This is a genomic window from Crenalkalicoccus roseus (assembly GCF_004761865.1).
GTDB classification, from domain to species: domain Bacteria; phylum Pseudomonadota; class Alphaproteobacteria; order Acetobacterales; family Acetobacteraceae; genus Crenalkalicoccus; species Crenalkalicoccus roseus.
Genome location: NZ_SJDM01000016.1, coordinates 1 through 20,250 on the forward strand (window position 1 = coordinate 1; position 20,250 = coordinate 20,250).

A 20,250-nucleotide genomic window follows, 5' to 3' on the forward strand; every position below is an offset into this window, starting at 1 on the left:
AGCCTACCGGTTTGTCCACGCGGCCTAGAGATCGTCAGGAAGCAGGGCCTGCGCCGTGTCCACCAAACAATCCACCAGCCGAGCTACTTCCTCTAAACGAACTGCCCACGCAGGAAGCCGAGCGCCGGCAGGGGCGACCATTTGCGCGGCAGGTCGGCGCGGCGGATCGGTGTCACGCTGTAGTGCGGAATGGGCTGGCGGGAGCGGGACAGGAAATCGGCGTAGGCGCTGACCTGCTGCGCCCGCCAAGCGCGATCCGCCAGCGCCTGGGCCCGGCTGCGATACACTTCGGCGATGCGGCTGGTTCGCCCAACGGTGGCGACGACGGCCCAGAGGGTGTCGTCCTCTCCGCGGCTGACGCTGACCAAGTGCCCTACGGGCACGGCGGCGTGGCTCCCGGGCTGGCGCTCAAGGGCGGACGGCGCTCCCCTCCTGTCATCCGAATGCAGCCTAGCCAAAGCCGGGTGCGCCGCGCCAGCCCGGTCGACCGCGCTGCTCCTCTTCGCGATCCGCGGTCATCCCGCCCTGCCCCGGCGACTCCGATCACAGGGATGTGTCTTCATGCCGCGTCGTGGAAGATGATGCCGAGGGTGTGGCGGCGCCCCGTCCGCACCCGGCTCACGCCGTGACGCATGGTGACGCGGTAGGTTCCGCGCGCCCCCCGGACCGGCCGGTGATGCACGGCGAAGACCACGCCCTCGCCCTGGCGCAGCGGCACCACCTCGGCGCGGCTCTGCATGCGCGGGCGCTGCTCGGTCAGCACGAACTCCCCGCCCGTGAAGTCCTCACCGGGGGCGGAGAGCAGGAAGGCCACCTGCAGCGGGAAGACGTGCTCCCCATAGAGGTCCTGGTGCAGGCAATTGTAGTCGCCCGGGCCGTAGCGCAGCAGCAGCGGCGTCGGGCGGGCCTGCCCGGCCGCGTGGCAGCGGGCGAGGAATTCCTCGTGCCGCTCCGGGAAGCGCGGCGCAAGGCCCATCGCCTCCTGCCAGCGATTCGCCACCGGCACCAGGCGCGGCCAGAGCGCCGCCCGCAGCGCGGCAACGGGCGCGGGCAGCGGCGCGGCGAAGTACTTGTACTCGCCGCTGCCGAAGCCGTGCCGCGCCATCACCACGCGGCTGCGGAAGGGCGCCTCCGCATCGTAGAGCGCGGCGAGCGCCTCGCACTCGGCCGGCGTGAGCAGCGCGCCGGTGAGGGCGGCGCCCCCGGCATCCAGCTCCGCCCCGATGCGCGCCCAGTCGAGCGCGGCCACACGCGCGGCGATGTCGCGCCCGCTCATCCCTCCGCCTCGCGCGCCAGCAGCGCCCGCTTGCGCGCCACCCCCCAGCGATAGCCAGAGAGCGCACCGCCGGTGCGCACCACGCGGTGGCAGGGAATCGCCACCGCCACCCGGTTGGCAGCACAGGCCCGCGCCACGGCGCGCGTGGCGCCGGGCGCGCCGATGCGCGCCGCGACATCGGCATAGGTGGCGGTGCGGCCCGGCGGGATCTCCCGCAGCGCCTTCCAGACGCGCTGCTGGAAGGCGGTGCCGCGCAGGTCGAGCGGCAGGTCCGGCCCCTCGCGGCGCGGCGCCTCCACCAGGCCGACGACGCGGGCGACCAACGCCTCGAAGGCCGCGTCGCCGCCGACCAGCCGCGCCTTGGGGAAGCGGTCCTGGAAGGCGTCGAGCAGCGCCTGCGGGTCGTCGCCCAGCTCGATGGCGCAGACGCCCCTGTCCGTCGCCGCCACCAGCACCGCGCCGAGCGAAGACTGGCCGAGGGCGAAGCGGATCTCCGCATCCCGCCCGCCATCGCGCCACTCCCCCGGCCGCATGCCGAGGATTGCCGGCGCCGCCTCGTAGAAGCGCCCGTTCGAGCCGTAGCCGGCGCCGTATAGCGCCTCGGTGACGGTGGGCGCCTCGCCGAGCGCCCGTCGCAGCCGCGCCGCCCGGCAGGCGGCGGCGTAGTCCCGCGGCGTCACGCCGGTCACCTCGCGGAACAGTCGGTGGAAGTGGAAGCGGCTGAGCCCCGCCGCCGCGGCCAGGGCGTCGAGGGAGGGCGTCTCCTCCGCCACCTCGATCATCCGGCAGGCGCGGGCCACCACCTCGGCCTGCCGCGCCGCCTGATCCTGGCCGTCGGGGCGGCAGCGCTTGCAGGGGCGGTAGCCGGCGCGCTCGGCCGCCGCGCAGGAGGGGAAGAAGACGATGTTCTCCGTCCGCGCGGGCCGCGCGGCGCAGGAGGGGCGGCAATAGACCCCGGTGGTCAGCACCGCATAGACGAACCGTCCGTCCGCCGCGCGGTCGCGGCGGCGCACGGCGGCAAGGCGCGCGGCATCGTCCGGATAGGGCTCGGCAAGGATCTCGGTCGCGGCGGACATGGCCTGTCTCCGTCGGGTCCGGCGCGGGAGGATCCCGCGCCATGCCCCGCCAGATGCGACATCCCGGCGGCGGGCGCGCTCCGGGGCTTGCGGCGCAATTCGTCATCGCAGACGCGCCCGGCAAGGCGCCCGCCCGCGGCTCCCTCAGCGAGAGGGCGGCGCAGGCCCGGCCGGCGGGCGACGGGGCGCATCCGGCGGAGGCCCGCCGCCCCGCCCGGCCCGCGGGCAGGGTCAGGCCGCGGCGCGCCGTGCCCCGCGCACCAGCCGCCCGGGCAGGGCGCCGGTCGGCTCGCCCTCGCGGTACACCGGCTGGCCGGCGACGATGGTGGCGACATAGCCATCCGCCCCCTGCACCAGCCGCTTGCCGCCGGCCGGCAGGTCGTACGCCATCCGCGGCGGCCGGACCTGCAGCCGTGCGTAGTCGATCACGTTGAGGTCCGCCTTGTGCCCTGGCGCCACCAGGCCGCGATCCGCCAGCCCCAGCGCCAGCGCGTTGTCCCGCGTCAGCCGCCTGACCGCGAATTCCAGCGGCAGCCGCGGCCCGCGCACCCGGTCGCGGGTCCAGTAGGCGAGCATGTGCGTGGTCGAGGAGGCGTCGCAGATGATGCCGACATGCGCCCCGCCGTCGCCGAGGCCCATCAGCGTCCGCGGATGCTCCACCATCGCCCGCACCGCCTCCAGGTCGCGGTCGGCGTAGTTGATGATGGGGCGGTTCAGGATCGCCCTGCCCCCGCGCTCCATCATCCACTCCCAGCAGAGGGCGGCGGGGTCCATGCCGCGGGCGCGGGCCACGGCGCCGACGCTCGCCTCCGGCGGCGGCTCGTAATCCGGCGGGTCGCCGAGGGGGAAGATCATGTCCCAGGTGTTGAGCCGCGCCCTGAGCATCGGGTCCGGCGTCTCCTCGGCGAGCAGCGCCGCCTGCAGCGCCGGGTCGCGCAGCGCCCGCATCTTCTGGTCGAAGGGCAGGTGTGCGACGCGCCGCCAGGAGGGGCGGGCGATGAAGGGGTGCTGCGACAGCTCGAAGCCGAGCATCAGCCCGACCGGGCGGGCCATCACCTGCCCGGTCATCGGCACGCCCTCGCGGTTGGCCGCCTCGATCCGGTCGAGCAGGAAGCGCCACAGCCAGGGGCGGCTCTCCCGCTGCAGCAGGGAGAAGGTCAGCGGCCGGCCGCTGGCGGCGGCGATGCGCTTCAGGCGGTCGAACTCCTCCTCCGGCTCGTCGAAGTCGGAGATCACCTGCAGCCAGCTTGCCCCCGCCTCGCCCACCGCGCGGCCGATCGCCTCCAGCTCCGCCTCCGGCGTGCCGAGCGTCGGGATGTGCCGCCCGTCCAGGGTGCGGTGCGCGATGGCCCGCGAGGTAGAGAAGCCGAGCGCGCCGGCGCGGATCCCCTCCGCGGCGAGACGCGCCATCTCCGCGATCTCGGCCTCCGTCGCCTCGGCATGGGCCTCCGCGCGCTCGCCCATCACGTGCACGCGCAGCGGCGCGTGCGTCACCTGCGCCGCCACGTCCATGTCCCAGCGCCGCGCGGCAAGGGCCTCCATGAAGTCGGGGAAGCTCTCCCAGTTCCAGGGCAGGCCCTCGGCCAGCACCACCTCGGGCAGGTCCTCCACCCCCTCCATCAGCTTGATCAGCGCCTCGCGCCGCTCCGGCCGGCAGGGGGCGAAGCCGACGCCGCAATTGCCGATCAGCGCCGTGGTGACGCCGTGGAGGGAGGAGCTGTCCAGCCGCTCGCTCCAGGTCGCCTGCGCGTCGTAATGGGTGTGGATGTCCACGAAGCCGGGCGTGACGATCAGCCCCTTCGCGCTGATCTCCTCCACCCCGCGCGGCGCCGGGCCGAGCCGGCCGACCTCCGCGATGCGCCCGCCGGCGACCGCCACATCCGCCTCGAAGGGCGCCCCGCCCGAGCCGTCCACGACGGTGCCGCCGCGGATGATGAGGGTGACCTCGTCCGCCATGCCGTTCCTCCCGTTCCTCTCCCCGCCATCATGCCAGCCGCGCCCGCGGGGGACGACCCCCTCATCCGGCCGCGCGCCGGCGCATCAGCAGCGCCGGCAGCACCGCCACCAGGCAGACCACGGCCGCGATCAGGAAGCCGTCGCGGAAGCCGAGCATCAGCGCCTGGGCATGGATCATCCGCCCGAGGAACTGCTCGAATCCGGCCTGCCATAGCGTCTGCGGCACGCCCTCCTGCGCCAGCAGCCCCTCGATCAGGCGGCGCAGCTCCAGCGTCGCCGCCTGGGTGCCGTCCTGGCTCGCGGTCAGCGCCTCGGCGTGGAATTGCGTGCGCTGCTCGAGCGCGATGGACAGGCCGTTGATGCCGAGCGCGCCGCCGAACTGGCGGGAGAAGTTGATCGCCCCCGCCCCCTGGCCGAGGAAGCGCGGCGGTAGGGCGCGCAGCGAGCCGGTGTTCATGCTCGGCATCGCCAGGGAGAGGCCGACCCGCCCGAGCAGGATCCACAGCGCCAGGGTCCAGAACGGCACCTGCGTGTCCACCCCCACCATCAGCCAGGAAGAGAGGGCGAACACCACCAGCCCGATCGCCACCGGCCCCACCGGCGGTACCCGGTCGGCGATGCGGCCCGAGATCGGGAAGCAGACGATCATGGCGAGCCCTGCCGGCATCAGCAGCAGTCCCGCCCGCGTCGCCGTGTAGCCCTGCACGAGCTGCACGAAGAGCGGCGCGAGGTAGGTGGTGCCGAACAGCGCCGCGCCGTAGACGAAGGCCACCGCCGCGCCGCCGGCGAAGGCCGGGTTGGCGAAGATGCGCGGGTCGAGCATCGGCGCCGGCGTGCGCAGCTCCCACAGCACGAAGCCGGTGGCGGCGAGCGCCGCGACCGTCAGCTCCAGCACCACGGCATCGGACCGCCAGCCGAGCTGCTGGCCGCTGGCGAGCCCGGCCAGCAGCGCGAAGATGGCGGTGTTGAGCAGCAGGAAGCCCACCGCGTCGAAGCGCGGCCGCTTCCCCTCCCGCGGCCGCCCCGGCATGAACAGCCAGCCGAGGCCGAGGCCGAGCAGCGGCAGCGGCAGCGCCGCGAGGAACACCGCGCGCCAGCCAAAGGCGTCCGTCACCACCCCGCCGAGGGCGGGGCCAAGCGCGGGCGCCATCACCACCCCCACCGCGAAGAGACCCATGGCGGTGCCGCGCCGCTCCGGCGGGAAGACCTGGAACACCACCTGCATGCCGAGCGGCTGCAGGAGCCCCGCCGAGGCGCCCTGCATCACCCGCCCCGCCACCAGCGCCGCCTCGTTCGGCGCCAGGCCGCCGAGCGCCGAGCCGGCGAGGAAGATCGCCATGGCGGCGAGGTAGGTGGCGCGGAAGCCGAAGGCCTCGACGGCCCAGGCGGTGAGCAGCATCGTCCCCGTGGTGGCGGCGAGGAAGCCCGCGGCGAGGAGCTGCGCGCGGTCCTGCCCGATGCCGAAGGCCCCCATGATGTCGGGGATCGCAACGTTGACGATGGTGGAGGAGAGGATGGTGGAGACCGTCCCGATCATCGCGGTGAAGGCCACCAGCAGCCGGTAGGACGGGCCGTAGCGGGCGAACAGCGCCTCGACGCTGCGCGGGCGCGGCGCCCGCGGCAGCGCCTGCGGCCCAGCGGCCGCCTCACTCACGCCTCGGCGTCTCCACCACCACCATCATGCCGGGGCTGAGCAGCCCGGGCTCGGGCGGCGGGTCGAGGGCGATGCGCACCGGCAGGCGCTGCGCGATCTTGGTGAAATTGCCGCTCGGATTGGGGCTCGGCAGCAGCGCGAACTCGCTGGTGGCGGCGCCGGCCATGCGTTCCACCACCCCCTCGAAGCGCCGGCCCGGCCAGGCGTCCACCCTGACGCGCACCCGCGTGCCGGGGGAGAAGTGGCGGATCTGCGTCTCCTTCACGTTGGCCTCGACGCGCACCCGCGCGGGGTCGTGCAGCAGCAGGATGCGCTGGCCGGGGGCGACGTACTCCCCGGCATCCACGAAGACGCGGTTGACGATGCCGTCCACCGGCATGGCGATGGCGCGGTCGGCGAGGTCGAGCGCCGCCCGGTCGCGCCGCGCGGCGAGCTCGCGTTCCTCCGGCCCCAGCGCCTCGAGCTGGCGGCGCAGCACCTCGCGCTCCGCCCGCGCCGCCCCGGCGGCGGCGAGCTCGGCCTCCGCCGCCCCGATCTCCGCCCGCGCGCCGAGCACGCGGTGGTGCGCGGCCTCGAGCGCGGCACGGGTCTGGTCCAGGCGCTGGCGGGTGCCGCTGCCGCCCGCCGCCAGCTCCTGGGCGCGGCGGAACTCGGCCTCGGCGAAGGCGCGTTCGGCCTCGGCGGCGGGGAGGGCGGCGCGCGCCGTCTCCAGCCGGGCGCGCTCGGCGGCCTCGCGGCTCGCGGTCAGCGCCTCGACCATGGCGAGCCGCGCCTCGATCTCCCGCCGGCGCGCCGCGATGCCGGCCAGCCGCGCCTCCAGCTCCTGCAGCGCCAGCGCCGCCTCGCGGTCGTCGAGGCGCACCACCACCTCCCCCGCGGCGGCGCGGTCGCCGGCGATCACCCGCACCTCCCGCACCCAGCCGGGCACGCGGCTGGACAGGCCGATCATGTCCGCGGCGATGCGCGCATCGTCCACGACGACATGGGTGAGCAGGCGGTGCAGCCAGGCGCCGCCGGCGGCGAGCAGGAGGAGCGCGAGCGCGGCGAGGCCCGCGAGCCGGAGGCGGCGCCGGCGCTCCCCGCCGCGCCTCGGGGCGTGGCGGGCGGCCTCCTCGCGCGGCGGCTCGGCCGGGCGGGCGGGGGCGGCGGGCCTTTCGGGGGGCGGCTTCTCCAGCGCCTCCGCCGGAGGGGTAGGGCCGGCCGCCTCGGGGCGCCGCGGCAGGCCGGTGCTAGGCGGCCCGATGTCCATGCGCCTGCTCCTCCTCCGCCTCCTCCGGCGGCGCCCCCAGCCTGGCGGCGACGCCCTCCAGCACCGAGAGGCAGGCGGCGAGTTCCGCCTCGGGAATGCCGCCGAGGATCTCGGCGCGGACCGCCGCGGCGGCCTCCTCGATCCGACGGTGCAGCGCCCGGGCGCGGGAGGTGAGGTGCAAGGTGCGCAGGCGCCGGTCGTGCGGCACGGCGCGGCGCTGCACGAACCCCTCCCGCTCCAGCCAGTCGAGGGTGCGGACCAGGGTCGGCCCCTCCACGCCGAGCCGGGCGGCGAGCTCGCGCTGCGTCAGCCCCTCTCCGGCGCGGGCGAGGTGCAGAAGCGGCAGCCAGCGCGCCTCCGTCAGGCCGAAGGCAGCCATGCGCGCATCGAGCCGCGCCCGCCAGCGGCGGCTGATCTGTCCGATGGTCCGGCCCAGCCGCCATTGAAGCTGCGCCAGGGGCTGCGGCTCTTCCATGGCGGCAGGATAGGCGTCTGGCGGACCGATAGCTAGCTAGATAACATCTCCGCCGCGGCAGGAGGACACGCATGGGCAACGCTGTGGTCGGACGCCACGAGGTGCGGGCGAACAACCTCTCCCGCGCCTCCGAGAACCGCATCCACGACGACGCGGTGGCGCGCCGCCTCGGCTTCTCCGGCGCGCTGGTGCCGGGGGTGGAGGTGTACGCCTATGCCTGCCACCCCGTCGTCGCGCGCTGGGGGCGGGCATGGCTGGAGCGGGGCGGCGCCGAGCTGCGCTTCCTCAAGCCGGTCTATGACGGCGCGGCGGTGGTGGCGACAGCGACGCCGGAAGGCGAGGCGCTGGCGCTGTGGGTGGAGAGCGGCGGCGCGCTCTGCGCCACCGGCCGCGCCTGGATGGCCGCGGAGGCGACGCCCCCCGAGGACCTGGAGGCCTGGCCCTGGCGCGCGCCTCCCGCCGAGCGCCCGCCGGCGAGCGAGGCGACGCTCGCCCCCGGCACCTGGCTTGGCACGGCGCCGGAGCGCGTCACGGCGGCGGCGCTGGCCGACTACCTGCGGGGCATCGCGGAGACGGAGCCGCTCTACGCCGCGGAGGGGCTGGCGCATCCCGGCCTGCTCCTGCGCCTGTGCAACAGGGCGCTGACGCAGAATGTCGTGCTGGGGCCCTGGATCCATGTCGGCAGCACGGTGCGCAACCTCGCCGCCGCGCGCCTCGAGGAGGCGCTGACGGTGCGGGCGCGGATCGTCGCCAACGAGGACCGCAAGGGCCACCGCGTGGTGGAGTTCGACGCGCTGCTGGTGGCCGACGGGACGCGCCCGGTCGCGCAGGTGCGGCATCAGGCGATCTGGCGCCCGCGCCAGGCGGCGTAGGGCGCTGCCGCGCCCAGCCCGGCCCGCGGATTTCCTTGTCGGCCGCGTAACCCACCCGCCATACTCCCGGCGTTCCGCATCCAAGAACGGAACGAACATCCGAGGAGGAAACGCGATGCGGTGGTCCCGGATACCGGTCGTGGCCGCGCTGGCCGCGATCGTCTGCTCAGCGGCGCTGACCTCCCTGCCGACCGAGGCGGCCGCCCAAACAGCCCAGACGCACCGGTTAAAATTCCAGGCCGCGTGGCCCACGACCAGCTCGCTCTGGGAGAATTTCGTATTGTTCACCCGCCGCGTCGAGCAGATGTCCGGCGGGCGGCTGCGCATCGAGGCGCTGCCGGCCGGTGCGGTGGTGCCGCCTTTCGAACTGCTGGAAGCGGTGCACTCGGGCGTGCTCGACGGCGCGCATGGGGCGGCTGCTTATTCGGTCGGCCTGAACAAGGCGGCGACCCTGTTCGGTCCGGCGCCAGGTGGGCCGTACGGCATGGACCTGATCGACTACCTCGGCTGGCTGTATCACGGCGGAGGTCTCGATCTCTACCGAGAGCTCTACCGCGACCACATCCGCCGCGATGTAGTGCCGCTACCGCTCGTGGCCGTGGACAATCAGGTGCTCGGCTGGTTCAACCGCGAGATCAACAGCTGGGCCGATCTGCGCGGTGTGAAGTGCCGGCAGACTGGCATAACCGCCGAGGTGTTCAGCGCCGCCGGCATGGCTACCGTCAACATTCCGGGTGGCGAGATCCTGCCCGCTGCTGAGCGCGGCCTGATCGATTGCGCCGAGTGGGTGGGTCCTGGCGAGGACATCCGAATGGGCTTCCAGCAGGTGTTCCGCTACTACTACATGCCCTCGGTGCACGAGCCGGCAATCGCCCTCGAACTTCTCATCAATCCGAGGGTCTGGGGACGCCTGCCTGCCGACCTGCAGGAGATCATGCGCACCGCGGCGCTCGCGGTGACGGTAGAGTCCCAGATCCGCAACAACGTCGCGCACGCCCGTGCCCTCAGGGAGCTGCAGGAGCGGCACAACGTGCAGATCCGCCGCACCCCGGACGAGATTCTCGTCAAGACCCTGGAATCCTGGGACCGCATCAAGGAGCGAGAGGCACAGCGCAACCCCTTCTTCCGCAAGGTCCTGGAGTCGCAGCGGAGTTGGGCCGAGCAGGTCGTGCGTGCGAAGCAGCTGGTTAATCCGCCGGCCGATCTCCTGCGCGACTACTACTGGCCGCGTCAATAGGCAGCCGGGAGAGCAGGGCGCAACCCGGGCTGCGCCCTGCAAGCTGACGCGACGTATGGAAGCGCCCGAATGGCTCCTCTCCTCCTCCGCGGCCTGCGGACGATAGACGCCGTCAGCGAGTGGTCGGGCAAGGCTTTCTCCTGGCTCATCGTGCCCCTGATGGGGGCGCTGGTGTTCGAGGTGATCGCCCGCTACTTCTTCCACGCGCCGACGATCTGGGCCTACGATATGAGCTACATGCTCTATTCGGCGATCTTCCTGCTCGGCGCCGCCTATACCCTGCGCCGGGGAGAGCATGTGCGAACCGACTTCATCTACCGCCTGCTCCCGCCCCGCGGTCAGGGCATTGTCGACGCGGTGCTCTACATCCTGTTCCTGCTGCCTATTCTCGCCTGGCTTACCATCGTCTCGGCAGAGCGGGCCTACCATGCCTGGCTGATCGGTGCGCGGGCGATGGCAAGCCTTTGGCAGCCACCGATCTACCCCTTCCGGGCGCTTCTGCCGCTTGGCTTCGCCCTGCTCCTGCTGCAGGCTATTGCCGAAGCGGCGCGAAGCCTGCGCACCGCCGTGACGGGCCGCCATCCATGAGCCCCGAGATGCTCGGGCTCGCGCTCGTCGGCACGCTCATCTTCGCCATCTTCATCGGCTTCCCGATTGCCTTCACTCTCATCATCCTCGCTTTCACCTTTGGCTACATCGGCTTCGGCCCCGTGGTCGTGCCGCTGATGATCACCCAGGCCTACGGGATGATGCAGGAGGAGGTTCTGGCGGCCGCGCCACTGTTCATCTTCATGGGCTTCCTCATGGAGCGTGCGGGTCTGATCGTCCGCCTGTTTCACGCCTTCCGGGTGCTGATGGGCGCGGTCCGCGGCTCGCTCTACCTCGTCGTGCTGCTCACCTGCACCGTGTTCGCCACCGCCACCGGAATCATCGGCGCCTCCGTCACGGTAATCGGCCTGCTGGCGGTGCCCATCATGCTCCGCTGCGGCTATGACCCGCGGCTGACGGCGGGCGTGATCACGGCCGGTGGCTGCCTCGGCATCCTCATCCCGCCGAGCCTGATGCTGGTCCTGCTCGGACCGGTCACCGGTGTCTCGGTGATCCACCTCTTCGCGGGAGCGATCATCCCAGGGCTCATGCTCTCGGCGATGCACATCATCTATGCGATGGCGCGCAGCTACTTCCAGCCTCATCTCGGCCCTCCTCTGCCGCCCGATGAGCGCGCCACCTCGATCCTGGAGCCGCTGCGGGAGTTGGCGATTGGGATCGTTCCTGCCGCACTCCTCATGTTCGCCGCGCTCGGCACTATCCTTGCTGGCCTCGCCACCCCGACCGAAGCCTCGGCCATGGGCGCGGCCGGAGCGCTGCTGCTCGGCCTCGCCTATCGGAGCCTGACGTGGGAAGGGTTCAAGGACGCGGTATACCGGACTGCGACCACCTCCAGCATGATTCTCTTCCTTGCTCTTTCGGCAAACATGTATGCGGCGGTGTTTGGCCGACTGGGAACCGGAGCCTGGATCACCGAGCAGCTCCTCGCGCTTCCCCTGCCACCCATGGGCATGATGATCCTGATCCAGGTCCTGATCTTCCTTCTTGCCTGGCCGCTCGAATGGCCGGCGATCATTCTGATCTTCGTCCCCATTCTGCTGCCAGTGGTAACCGAACTTGGCTTCGACATGCTCTGGTTCAGCATCCTGGTAGCGGTCAACCTGCAGTCGGCCTTTCTCTCACCGCCCGTCGCCATGGCAGCCTACTACCTGAAGGGAGCGGCGCCGCAGCTTGACATGAAGGACATTTTCATTGGCATGCTACAATTCAACGTAATCCAGAACCTGGCGGTCGTACTGCTGCTCATCTTTCCTGGCCTCGCGCTGTGGCTGCCAAGAGTGCTCTACGACTGAAACGGCTCGGCGGCGCATGACGGGAACGGAAGGGACGCACCGGACCGCCCCCCGCCGCCTTGCGCCGGCCGGTCCGAGGGCCGACCTTGGCGCCGTGTCCGGCAAACAGGATCAGCCCTCGCGGGCGGCGGTGGAGGACGGGCCGGACGGCCTCGCGGCCAAGGTCGCCTTCCTCCGCTCGCCCGCCGCCTATCCGGAGGCGCCGCCCGCGGTGGAGGCGCGCGAGACCCACATGTCCTGGGTCTTCCTCACCGACCGCTTCGCCTGGAAGCTGAAGAAGCCGGTGCGGCACCCCTTCCTCGACTATCGCAGCCTGGCGCAGCGCCACCGCTTCTGCGAGGAGGAGCTGCGCCTGAACCGGCGCCTCGCGCCTGCGGTCTATCTCGACCTCCAGCCCCTGGTGCGGCGGGCCGACGGGGCGCTGGCGATCGGCGGCGAGGGCGAGGTGGTGGACTGGCTGGTGCGCATGCGCCGGCTGCCGGAGGCGGAGATGCTCGACACGGCGCTGCTGCGCGGCACGGCGGAGGCGGCGCGCGTCGCCCGCGCCGCCGACCACCTCGCCGCCTTCTACGCCGCCGCCCCGCCGGAACGGGTGGCGGAGGCGGAGTATCTCGGCCGCTTCGCCCGCGAACTGGAGCGGAACCGCCGCACCCTGCACGACGGCGCCTATGGCCTGCCGCACGAGGCACCCCGCGCGGTGCTCGACACGCTCGACGCCTTCCTCGAGCGGGAGCGCGCGGCGCTGCTCGCCCGGCTGCGGCAGGGGCGCGTCGTCGAGGGCCATGGCGACCTGCGGCCGGAGCACGTCTTCCTCGGCGAGCCGCCGGCAGTGATCGACTGCCTGGAATTCGACCGCGCGCTGCGCCTGCTCGACCCCTTCGAGGAGCTCGCCTTCCTGGACATGGAATGCGCCCTGCTCGGCGGAGCCTGGGCCGGCAGGCTGGTGACGGAACGCTGCGCCGCCGCCCTGGGCGAGTGCCCGCCGGAGAGGCTGTTCGCCTTCTACACCGCCTTCCGCGCCTGCCTGCGCGCCCGCCTCTCCGTCGCCCACCTGCAGGAGCCGGAGCCGCGCGAGCCCGGGAAGTGGCGGCCGCGGGCGCTGCGCTACCTGGCGCTGGCGGACGCGGCCTGCGCTACGCTCCGCCGCCCTCCAGCAGCGCGGTGAGCGAGCCGCCCTCGTGCAGGCGGCGGATCGCCGCGGCGAGGAGCGGCGCAGCGCTCACCACCTCCACCCGCGGGCCGATCAGCCCGGGCGGCAGGCGGAAGGGCGGCACGGTGTCGCTCACCAGGACGCGCGCCAGGGCCGGCGCGGCCATCGCCTCCGCGGCATTGCCGGTGAACAGCCCGTGCGCGGCGACGGCGAGCACCCGCGCCGCCCCCCGCGCCAGGCAGGCCTCGGCGGCGCGCAGCATCGTCCCGCCGCTGCTGATCAGGTCGTCCACCACGATGACGGTGGCGCCGGCGACCTCGCCGACCAGCATCTCGCCGCTGACGACGCCGCCGCTGCGCCGCTTCTCCATGAAGGCGCCGCCGACCTCGCGGCCGAGCAGGCGCTCGAAGCCCTCCCGGAAGAGCTGTGCCCGCTTCACCCCGCCGGGATCCGGCGAGGCGACCACCACCGGCCCCTCGCCCGCCAATTCGCGCAGCCGGGGGGCGAACAGGGCGCGGGCGTCGAGATGCTCGGCGCGGCAGCGGAAGGCGTTCTGGAAGGCCACGAGGTTGTGCACCTCCATGGCAAGGACGGCGTCCACGCCCATCGCCTCGAACAGTTGCGCGACGTAGCGGGTGGTCACCGGATCGCGCGGCTGGGTGCGGCGGTCCTTGCGCGCATAGGCGAGGTAGGGAACCACCGCCGTCACCCGCGCCGCGCCGGCGTCGCGCACCGCGCCGAGGAAGAACAGCAGCCGGCACAGCCGGTCGTTCGGGCTCTGGTCGGGGCCGCCATGCAGCCCCTGCAGCACGTAGACGTCGGCGCCGCGCAGGCCGACGAGCGGCCGGGCCTTGTGCTCGCCATCCTCGAAGCTCCGCTCCTCATGCGCGGCGAGCCCGACGCCGAGCGCGGCGGCGACCCGCTCGCCGAGGTCGCGGCCGGCGTCGAGCGCGAAAAGCTGCAGCATCGCGGCGATCCTCGTTCTGCCCGGCACGACCCTCTAACATCGCCGGCCGGGCGGGTGGCAGCGGCGCCGCCGGGCCCGTCCGCACAAGGGGGAGAGCAGGCCATGCCGCCCGGCACACCCGCCGCCCTGCCCGCGCAGGCGGAACTGTTCACCGACCTCTACGAGCTGCGCATGGCGCACGCCTACCAGGCGCTCGGCATGCGGGAGGAGGCGGTGTTCAGCCTGTTCGTCCGCCGCCTGCCGCCCGCGCGCAACTTCCTGCTCGCCTGCGGCACGGAGGACCTGCTGGACGCGCTGGAGGCGCTGCGCTTCGGCCCGGAGAGCCTCGGCTACCTGCGCTCCCTCGGCGAGTTCCCGGAGCCGTTCCTGTCCTGGCTCGCGGGCCTGCGCTTCTCCGGCAGCGTCCACGCCGTGCCCGAGGGCACGCCGGTCTTCGCCGAGGAGCCGATCCTCGAGGTGGTCGCCCCGATCGCCGAGGCGCAGCTCGTCGAGACCCTGGCGATGAACCTGGTCGGGCTGCAGACGCTGCTCGCCTCCAAGGCGGCGCGCGTCGTCGCCGCGGCGGCGGGGCGGCCGGTGGTGGATTTCGGCAGCCGCCGCGCCCAGGGGCTGGACGCGGCGGTGGCCGGCGCGCGGGCCTTCCACATCGCCGGGGTGGCGGCGACCTCGAACCTGCTGGCCGGGGCGCGGCACGGCATCCCGGTCGCCGGCACCATGGCGCACAGCTTCGTGCAGGCCTTCGGCTCGGAGGCCGAGGCGTTCCGCGCCTTCGCCCGCCTCTATCCGGAGACGGTCCTGCTGGTGGACACCTACGACACGCCGGAGGGGGTGCGGCGCGTCGTGGCGCTGGCGCGGGAACTCGGCCCCGGTTTCCGCGTGCGCGGCGTGCGCCTCGATTCCGGGGATCTGCTCGCCCTCTCCCGCGAGGCCCGCGCGATCCTCGACGCCGCCGGCCTCGACCGGCTGCAGGTCTTCGCCAGCGGCGGGCTGGACGAGACGCGGATCGCGGCGCTGCTCGCCGCCGGCGCGCCGATCGACGCCTTCGGGGTCGGCACGGAGATGAGCGTCTCCGCCGACGCGCCGGCGCTCGACATCGCCTACAAGCTCACCCGCTATGCCGGGGAGGGGCGCACCAAGCTCTCCGCCGGCAAGCGCATCCTGCCCGGCCGCAAGCAGGTGTTCCGCGCCATGGCGGGGGGCGTGGCCGCCGGCGACGTGATCGCCCGCGCCGAGGAGGACCTGCCGGGCGAGCCCCTGCTGCGCCCGGTGATGCGCGGCGGCCGGAGGCTGGCGCCGCGCCCGGCGCTTGCCGCCATCCGCGCCGAGGCGGCGGAACGCGTGGCCGCGCTGCCGGCGCGGCTGCGCGGCCTCGCCCCCGCCGAGCCGCCCTACCCGGTCGCCCTCAGCCCCGCCCTCGCCGCGCATGAGCGGGAGGTGCGCGCGCGGGTGCGCGGCCTGGCCGCTCCCCCGGCGTGACCGGGGCGCGGCCTGCCCGGCCCTGGCGGGCGGCCCCGACGCGTGATCCGCCGCGCGGATCATGCTGCCGCCCCGTGTCGGGTGGCCGAGCCTGCGCTTCGCCGCGGATCGGGCGCCGGAGCCGGATCACCGGCCGCCGCGCTGGCGGCGTATGCGGAGCCAGACGAGGGCCGCCACCACCGGCACCGCCAGGGACAGCGCGACCTCGCTGGTCGCAACGCCCCCGGGCCAGGGCAGCGGCTTCAGCGCATAGCCGAGCAGCGACAGCACGTAATAGCTGATCGCGGCGACCGAGAGGCCCTCCACCGTCTCCTGCAGGCGGAGCTGGGCGCGTCCGGTCTCGGCCATCGCCGCCAGGAGCTTCTGCGCCTGCGCCTCCTGCGCCACGGCGACGCGGGCGCGCAGCAGCTCCACCGCGCGGGCGCAGCGGGTGGAGAGCGCCTGGATGCGGGTGTGCGCGGCATCCACCGTGCTCATCGCCGGATCGAGCCGGCGTTCGAGGAATTCCGAGAGGGTCGGCAGGCCGTGCAGCCGCTGCTCGCGCAGCACCTGCAGCCGCCGCCCGACGAGCGCGTGATAGGCGCGGGCGGCGGAGAAGCGGTCCGCGGTGGTGGCGGCCTGGCGCTCGATCGAGGTGGCGAGCGCGCTGAGTTCCTCGAGGGCCTGCCGCTCCTCCTGGAGCGTGGAAAGCCCGGGCAGGCGGCTGGCGATGAGGGCCAGCCGTTCCGAGGCGGGTCCGAGATCGGTGCTGACGGCGCGGGCGGCCGGCAGGGCCAGCAGGGCGAGCATGCGGTAGGTCTCGATCTCCCAGAGCGCCTGGACAAGCCGCCCGGTCAGCGCCGGGGCCATGCCGTGGTCCTGGAGCAGCAGGCGGGTGAAGCCGTCGGGGCCGGGGCGGAAATCGGTCCAGCAGGTGGCGGCGCCGGCGGCGAGGCTGGCGCCGGCCAGGTTGGCCGACGCGAAGCAGCCGGGAGGCGGCGGCGCATCCTCGCCCTCGCTGCGCACCACGGCGATGTGGCTGGCCACCAGGGTGCGGCCGGGCAGGCCGGCCAGCCAGTCGGTCGGCACCGCCTCGATGGCGGTCTCGCCGAAGGGATCGGGAGCGGCCGCACCGGGACGGGGGCGGAAGAAGGTCCAGCCGTCGAACTCCGTGTGGCGCTCGTACCGCAGGCTGAACCGGCCGAAATCGGCCAGGACGAAATCGGCGCCGGCGGCAGGCGGCGTGACGCCGTAGCGGCGGCAGAGCAGGGCCAGATGCGCAACCGCCGCCGCGCGGCTGGCGCCGGGCTCGAGCACATTGGCAAGGCGGCTGATGGTGGCAGGGCTTGCGAGCGGCAGCGGCGGGCGCGCGTGGAGTTCGCCGGCCAGCAGGTCGCGGTCCGGATGCGGGGAGAGGGCGCTGATCATCTCGATGGCGGCAGGACAGTGCGGCTGTGGGCGGGCCAAGAGGAACTCCTGCCTGCTCAAGGTCATGACAGGTTGAAGTGCACTCCATATTTGCTAGGAAATGCTTTTTACATTTCCTGTAAAACAACCGAAAAGTTGCTGAGCCGACGAAGGGGAGTGCTTTTGCCCCCGCGTTGCACCCGTGCTGGTGGGACGCGGAATTCTCCCTCGCCGCATCCGCTTCTTCGCGGACCGGGACGCAACCCTGCCGCCGCGCCGGCGTCTCCCTCCTGCTTCCATGGCTGGAGAGGATGGGATGCGGCTCCTTCTTGCCCCAACTGCGGCGGCGCTGCTCGCTGCCGCGCCGGCGTGGGCGCAAACCAGCGAGGTGCCGGTCTGCCCCTCGCGCGAGGACGCGCAGATGGTGATGCAGGCGGGGCCCGGTGCCTCGCTGCCGCAGGGCTGCCGGGTCGCCACCGTCCGCCGCCTGGACACCCCCGCCGGCCCGGTCTGCGTCATCGACATTGGCGGCCAGCAGGCGGGTATCGTCGGTGCGGTGCGCGACGCGGTGGCGACCACGGAGTGGTGGACGGCCTGCGCCAACCTACGCGCCCCTTGAGCGCCGGATTCCGGATTGTTTCCATCCCGTCATGCGCGCCAGCGGCGCCCTTTCCGGTTCGGAAAACGGCTTCAGGCTTCCAGTTGCTTCCAGTGCCGGAGCCGCGTTCGAGAGCACCGCTGGTCGAACTCGCCGCCCTGATCGACCGGGCGGCGGCCGCCGCCACTTGGACGGCTTCGCCCTCCACGAGCCCGCCCCCGACTGCCCCGTGGAGGCGATCACCTGGACCCAGGCCCGGGGATGGGGAGCCGTGCGCGCGCCCTGCGGCGCGTGGTCGGGCTCCCGCCCTTGGCTTGGCTGGCTGCGGGTCGCACCGGGCGCCTGCGCCGTCGGCATGGCCTGAGGGCTGGCTGGGCCTACTCCACCCGCAGCGCCGCGCCGGCCGCGAGCGGGGCGAGCGGCATCGCCGCCGCCAGCAGCGCCGCCAGCAGCAGCAGGTAGGGCCGGGCGGAAAGCCCCGCCGCCGCCGCCTCGATCCCGGCCGCGCCGAAGATGACGGCGGGGATCGCCAGCGGCAGCACGAGCAGCGGCAGCAGCACCCCGCCGCGCCGTGCCCCGAGCGTCAGCGCCGCCCCGGCCGTGCCGAGAAGCGAGAGGAACCCCGCCGCGAGGCCGAGCGCGGCCATCGCTGCCGGCCAGGCTTCGGCCGGCAGGTTGAGCAGCGCCGCGGCGACCGGGGTGGCGAGGAGCAGCGGCAGGCCGGTGGTCAGCCAGTGCGCCACCGCCTTCGCCGCCGCCACGGCGGCAGGCGGCAGGCCGGAGAGCAGAAGCTGGTCGAGCGAGCCGTCCTCGGCATCGGCGCCGAACAGGCGGTCGAGCGGCAGCAGGGCGGCGAGCAGGGCGGCAGCCAGCAGCGCGCCCGGGGCGAGGCGTGCCAGCGCCTCCGGCGCCGGACCGATGCCGAAGGGAAAGAGCGCGGCGACGAGGACGAAGAACAGCACCGCCGCCAGCGTGTCCGCCGGATGGCGGAGCGCGAGCCGCAGCTCCCGCCCGAGCAGGGCGCGCCAGCCGGTCATGACGGAAGGGCGGGGCCGGGCGGCACCCGAAGGACGGGGGGAAGGGACACCCGGCGCTTGTAGGGCAGATCGCGGGCGGCCGGGAGCGCACCTCCCCTGCGGGCACGGCGTGTCCCGCCCTCAGGCCGCGGCCGCCTCCTCCCCGGACAGCGCCGCCGCCCGCGCGGCGAGGGCGGCGCGCACCGCCTGCGGCACCTGGCGGTGCGACCTGGCGCGCGGCAGGTCCATCTCCACGACGCAGGCGCCCGTGCCCGCCTCGTGCTCGGCCCAATTGTCGAAATGCCCGCGATCGGCGTTGTCCACGAAGCTCTCGGCCGGGGCGCCGTTGGCGAGCAGCAGGCGGTGCTCGGCCAGTTCCACGTGCAGGTAGGTGAACACCTCGGCCGGTGGCGCCTCGCGCAAGACGGAGACGCCGTTCACCAGCGCCCCCGCCTGCACCAGAACGCCGCTGATGCACAGCGCATGGCCGGGCGAGACCAGCAGGTCGCGGTGCGGCACGTTCTCGGCCAGAGCGCCGGCGCGAATGCGGATGGGGTTGACCCGCAGCGGGTCGGCGAAGCGGGTGGAAACCGTCTGGCGTCCGACCCAGCGTACCGGCAGCGCCTCCCCCTCCGCGGTCAGTACCAGGTCGCCGGGCCGCAGCGTCTCGACCGGCACCTCGCCCTTCGGCGTCAGGATGCCGGTGCCGGGCAGGAAGCAGATGGGCACGATGCGGTCGGCGAACTGCAACTGCTCGGCGCTGTAGATGCGGTTCGTGCCCTCATTGCCGTCGGCGAGGTTGAGATCCCTCACCTGGTAGTAGAAGCCGCGGGAATCGGTGCCGGTGGTGATCTGGTAGTCGGCGCGGAGGCCGGAGAAGACCACGGTGTCGATACCCCCGCCGCCGATGATGGTGTCATCGCCGGGGCCGCCGATCAGCAGGTCGTCGCCCGGGCCGCCCAGCAACAGGTCGTTGCCGGGGCCACCCCAGATGGTGTCGCGCCCGGGGCCGCCGATCAGCAGGTCGTTGCCGGCGCCGCCGATCAGCAGGTCGTTGCCCCCGCCGCCGTCGAGGATGTCGTCGCCGCTGCTGCCGAGCAGCGTGTCGTGCCCGTCGGTGCCCTCGATGATGAGTCCGGCCGGGGCGCTGCTGCCGCCCGAGGAGGTATCGCTCACCTGATGGTCTCCATCGCATGCCCAGGGGATGCGGCCGGAGTGCCTCAGCCGATGCACCGCCGCAGGGCTATCGCCTTATAGTTGATTCGATCCCAATACAATCGTTTTCTGGTTTCATTTCGGCCGGTCACAGCCCCAGCGTCACGGCGCCGGGCAGAGGCAACGGCAGGTGGGTGGCGGCCACCACCAGCCCGCCCGCCGCGCGGTGCCGCGCCAGCAGGGCGCCGAACCGCTCCACCGAGGCGGCATCGAGGCCGGTGGTCGGCTCGTCGAGCAGCCAGAGCGGGGCCCGGGGCGGCCCGTCCCCCGCGGGCAGGCCGAGCGCGAGCCGCGCCAGCGCCAGCCGTCGCCGCTGCCCCGCGGAGAGCACGCGCACCGGCAGCGCCGCGAGCGGCGCGAGGCCGAGCGCCTCGAGCGCCGACGCCACCCCCTCCTCCCCCCCGCCCCACAGGCGGGCGTAGAAGAGGAGGTTCTCGCGCGCCGTCAGCGACGGCTTCAGCGCGTCGCCATGGCCGAGATAGCGCAGCCGCGCCGCATGCGCCGTGCGGTCTGCCAGCGCGTCCCGCCCCTGCCAGAGCAGCCGCCCCTCGGCCGGGGCCAGCAGCCCGGCCAGGATGCGCAGCAGGCTCGACTTGCCCGCGCCGTTGGCGCCGGTCAGCAGCAGCGCCCCCCCCGGCCCGAGCGAGAAGGAAAGGCCCCCGAACACCGCCCTCTCGCCCCTGAGGCAGGCGAGATCCTGCGCCTCCAGCATGCACCGCTCCCGCTCCGCCCCGGCCCGCCCCGTG

19 protein-coding genes are annotated in these 20,250 nt (G+C 73.8%); 7 read left to right on the top strand and 12 right to left on the bottom strand.

Going from position 1 to position 20,250, the window contains the following annotated elements; translation table 11 throughout:
- Positions 1 to 92 precede the first annotated feature (92 nt).
- From ET526_RS12210 to ET526_RS12240, 7 genes are all read right to left on the bottom strand, one after another.
- Entirely contained in the window at positions 93 to 383 is a 291-nt protein-coding gene (locus ET526_RS12210; protein WP_192898689.1) for a hypothetical protein, read from the bottom strand.
- 176 nt (positions 384 to 559) lie between these two features.
- Entirely contained in the window at positions 560 to 1,276 is a 717-nt protein-coding gene (locus ET526_RS12215) for a 2OG-Fe(II) oxygenase (protein WP_135467987.1), read from the bottom strand.
- Positions 1,273 to 2,352 (bottom strand): bifunctional DNA-binding transcriptional regulator/O6-methylguanine-DNA methyltransferase Ada, encoded by a 1,080-nt coding sequence (gene ada, locus ET526_RS12220; protein WP_135467988.1) that lies wholly within the window; start codon positions 2,350 to 2,352, stop codon positions 1,273 to 1,275. The genes ET526_RS12215 and ada overlap by 4 nt, the downstream gene beginning before the upstream one ends.
- 231 nt (positions 2,353 to 2,583) lie before the next feature.
- Positions 2,584 to 4,308, bottom strand: coding sequence for an N-acyl-D-amino-acid deacylase family protein (locus tag ET526_RS12225; RefSeq protein WP_135467989.1), 1,725 nt, complete (start codon positions 4,306 to 4,308; stop codon positions 2,584 to 2,586).
- A gap of 61 nt (positions 4,309 to 4,369) precedes the next feature.
- The gene (locus ET526_RS12230; RefSeq protein ID WP_240048371.1) at positions 4,370 to 5,962 is read right to left on the bottom strand and encodes a DHA2 family efflux MFS transporter permease subunit; all 1,593 of its coding nucleotides are present in this window, start codon (positions 5,960 to 5,962) and stop codon (positions 4,370 to 4,372) included.
- Positions 5,955 to 7,211, bottom strand: coding sequence for an HlyD family secretion protein (locus tag ET526_RS12235; protein ID WP_135467990.1), 1,257 nt, complete (start codon positions 7,209 to 7,211; stop codon positions 5,955 to 5,957). Before ET526_RS12235 ends, ET526_RS12230 begins: the two co-directional genes overlap by 8 nt.
- A complete protein-coding gene (locus ET526_RS12240; RefSeq protein ID WP_135467991.1) occupies positions 7,192 to 7,686 on the bottom strand; it encodes a MarR family winged helix-turn-helix transcriptional regulator in 495 nt (164 codons plus the stop codon). The genes ET526_RS12235 and ET526_RS12240 overlap by 20 nt, the downstream gene beginning before the upstream one ends.
- Positions 7,687 to 7,757: 71 nt before the next feature.
- Between ET526_RS12240 and ET526_RS12245 the strand changes: the two genes are divergently transcribed.
- From ET526_RS12245 to ET526_RS12265, 5 genes are all read left to right on the top strand, one after another.
- Complete coding sequence (locus ET526_RS12245; protein WP_135467992.1) at positions 7,758 to 8,558, top strand: hotdog family protein; 801 nt, start codon at positions 7,758 to 7,760, stop codon at positions 8,556 to 8,558.
- Between the two features lie 139 nt (positions 8,559 to 8,697).
- Positions 8,698 to 9,795 carry a TRAP transporter substrate-binding protein gene (locus ET526_RS12250; protein ID WP_158295568.1) on the top strand — a complete coding sequence of 366 codons (1,098 nt, stop codon included), beginning with the start codon at positions 8,698 to 8,700 and terminating at the stop codon, positions 9,793 to 9,795.
- Between the two features lie 69 nt (positions 9,796 to 9,864).
- Positions 9,865 to 10,383, top strand: a complete 519-nt coding sequence (locus ET526_RS12255) for a TRAP transporter small permease subunit (protein ID WP_135467994.1) — start codon at positions 9,865 to 9,867, stop codon at positions 10,381 to 10,383.
- Positions 10,384 to 10,391: 8 nt separating this feature from the next.
- Positions 10,392 to 11,696, top strand: a complete 1,305-nt coding sequence (locus tag ET526_RS12260; RefSeq protein WP_204623613.1) for a TRAP transporter large permease — start codon at positions 10,392 to 10,394, stop codon at positions 11,694 to 11,696.
- A 94-nt stretch (positions 11,697 to 11,790) separates the two neighbouring features.
- A complete protein-coding gene (locus tag ET526_RS12265; protein WP_135467996.1) occupies positions 11,791 to 12,861 on the top strand; it encodes a hypothetical protein in 1,071 nt (356 codons plus the stop codon).
- Here the strand turns inward: ET526_RS12265 and ET526_RS12270 are convergent.
- On the bottom strand, positions 12,830 to 13,813 hold the full coding sequence (locus tag ET526_RS12270; protein WP_135467997.1) for a ribose-phosphate diphosphokinase: 984 nt from the start codon (positions 13,811 to 13,813) through the stop codon (positions 12,830 to 12,832). The genes ET526_RS12265 and ET526_RS12270 overlap by 32 nt on opposite strands.
- A gap of 102 nt (positions 13,814 to 13,915) precedes the next feature.
- On the opposite strand from ET526_RS12270, the gene ET526_RS12275 reads away from it, so the two are divergent.
- Positions 13,916 to 15,289 carry a nicotinate phosphoribosyltransferase gene (locus tag ET526_RS12275; protein WP_135467998.1) on the top strand — a complete coding sequence of 458 codons (1,374 nt, stop codon included), beginning with the start codon at positions 13,916 to 13,918 and terminating at the stop codon, positions 15,287 to 15,289.
- 126 nt (positions 15,290 to 15,415) lie between these two features.
- Here ET526_RS12275 and ET526_RS12280 read toward each other — a convergent pair whose 3' ends face one another.
- Positions 15,416 to 16,735, bottom strand: coding sequence for a DUF3422 family protein (locus ET526_RS12280; protein WP_158295569.1), 1,320 nt, complete (start codon positions 16,733 to 16,735; stop codon positions 15,416 to 15,418).
- Between the two features lie 256 nt (positions 16,736 to 16,991).
- On the opposite strand from ET526_RS12280, the gene ET526_RS12285 reads away from it, so the two are divergent.
- A complete protein-coding gene (locus tag ET526_RS12285; protein WP_135468000.1) occupies positions 16,992 to 17,294 on the top strand; it encodes a hypothetical protein in 303 nt (100 codons plus the stop codon).
- A gap of 356 nt (positions 17,295 to 17,650) precedes the next feature.
- On the opposite strand, the gene ccmB is transcribed toward ET526_RS12285, so the two are convergent.
- The 3 genes from ccmB to ccmA form a co-directional block, all read right to left on the bottom strand.
- Positions 17,651 to 18,310, bottom strand: coding sequence for a heme exporter protein CcmB (ccmB, locus tag ET526_RS12290; protein WP_135468001.1), 660 nt, complete (start codon positions 18,308 to 18,310; stop codon positions 17,651 to 17,653).
- 120 nt (positions 18,311 to 18,430) lie between these two features.
- A complete protein-coding gene (locus tag ET526_RS12295; protein WP_204623614.1) occupies positions 18,431 to 19,465 on the bottom strand; it encodes a Hint domain-containing protein in 1,035 nt (344 codons plus the stop codon).
- A gap of 127 nt (positions 19,466 to 19,592) precedes the next feature.
- Positions 19,593 to 20,216: a heme ABC exporter ATP-binding protein CcmA gene (gene ccmA, locus ET526_RS12300; RefSeq protein ID WP_135468002.1), complete on the bottom strand. Its 624-nt coding sequence runs from the start codon at positions 20,214 to 20,216 to the stop codon at positions 19,593 to 19,595.
- Positions 20,217 to 20,250 lie beyond the last annotated feature (34 nt).

Bases quoted from the DNA above. Each gene is read 5' to 3' on its own strand.
- ccmA (WP_135468002.1), bottom strand. From the start codon at position 20,216: ATGCTGGAGGCGCAGGATCTCGCCTGCCTCAGGGGCGAGAGGGCGGTG.
- ET526_RS12235 (WP_135467990.1), bottom strand. From the start codon at position 7,211: ATGGACATCGGGCCGCCTAGCACCGGCCTGCCGCGGCGCCCCGAGGCG.
- ET526_RS12215 (WP_135467987.1), bottom strand. From the start codon at position 1,276: ATGAGCGGGCGCGACATCGCCGCGCGTGTGGCCGCGCTCGACTGGGCG.
- ET526_RS12240 (WP_135467991.1), bottom strand. From the start codon at position 7,686: ATGGAAGAGCCGCAGCCCCTGGCGCAGCTTCAATGGCGGCTGGGCCGG.
- ET526_RS12225 (WP_135467989.1), bottom strand. From the start codon at position 4,308: ATGGCGGACGAGGTCACCCTCATCATCCGCGGCGGCACCGTCGTGGAC.
- ET526_RS12285 (WP_135468000.1), top strand. From the start codon at position 16,992: ATGCGGCTCCTTCTTGCCCCAACTGCGGCGGCGCTGCTCGCTGCCGCG.
- ET526_RS12275 (WP_135467998.1), top strand. From the start codon at position 13,916: ATGCCGCCCGGCACACCCGCCGCCCTGCCCGCGCAGGCGGAACTGTTC.
- ada (WP_135467988.1), bottom strand. From the start codon at position 2,352: ATGTCCGCCGCGACCGAGATCCTTGCCGAGCCCTATCCGGACGATGCC.
- ccmB (WP_135468001.1), bottom strand. From the start codon at position 18,310: ATGACCGGCTGGCGCGCCCTGCTCGGGCGGGAGCTGCGGCTCGCGCTC.
- ET526_RS12245 (WP_135467992.1), top strand. From the start codon at position 7,758: ATGGGCAACGCTGTGGTCGGACGCCACGAGGTGCGGGCGAACAACCTC.
- ET526_RS12260 (WP_204623613.1), top strand. From the start codon at position 10,392: ATGCTCGGGCTCGCGCTCGTCGGCACGCTCATCTTCGCCATCTTCATC.
- ET526_RS12270 (WP_135467997.1), bottom strand. From the start codon at position 13,813: ATGCTGCAGCTTTTCGCGCTCGACGCCGGCCGCGACCTCGGCGAGCGG.
- ET526_RS12255 (WP_135467994.1), top strand. From the start codon at position 9,865: ATGGCTCCTCTCCTCCTCCGCGGCCTGCGGACGATAGACGCCGTCAGC.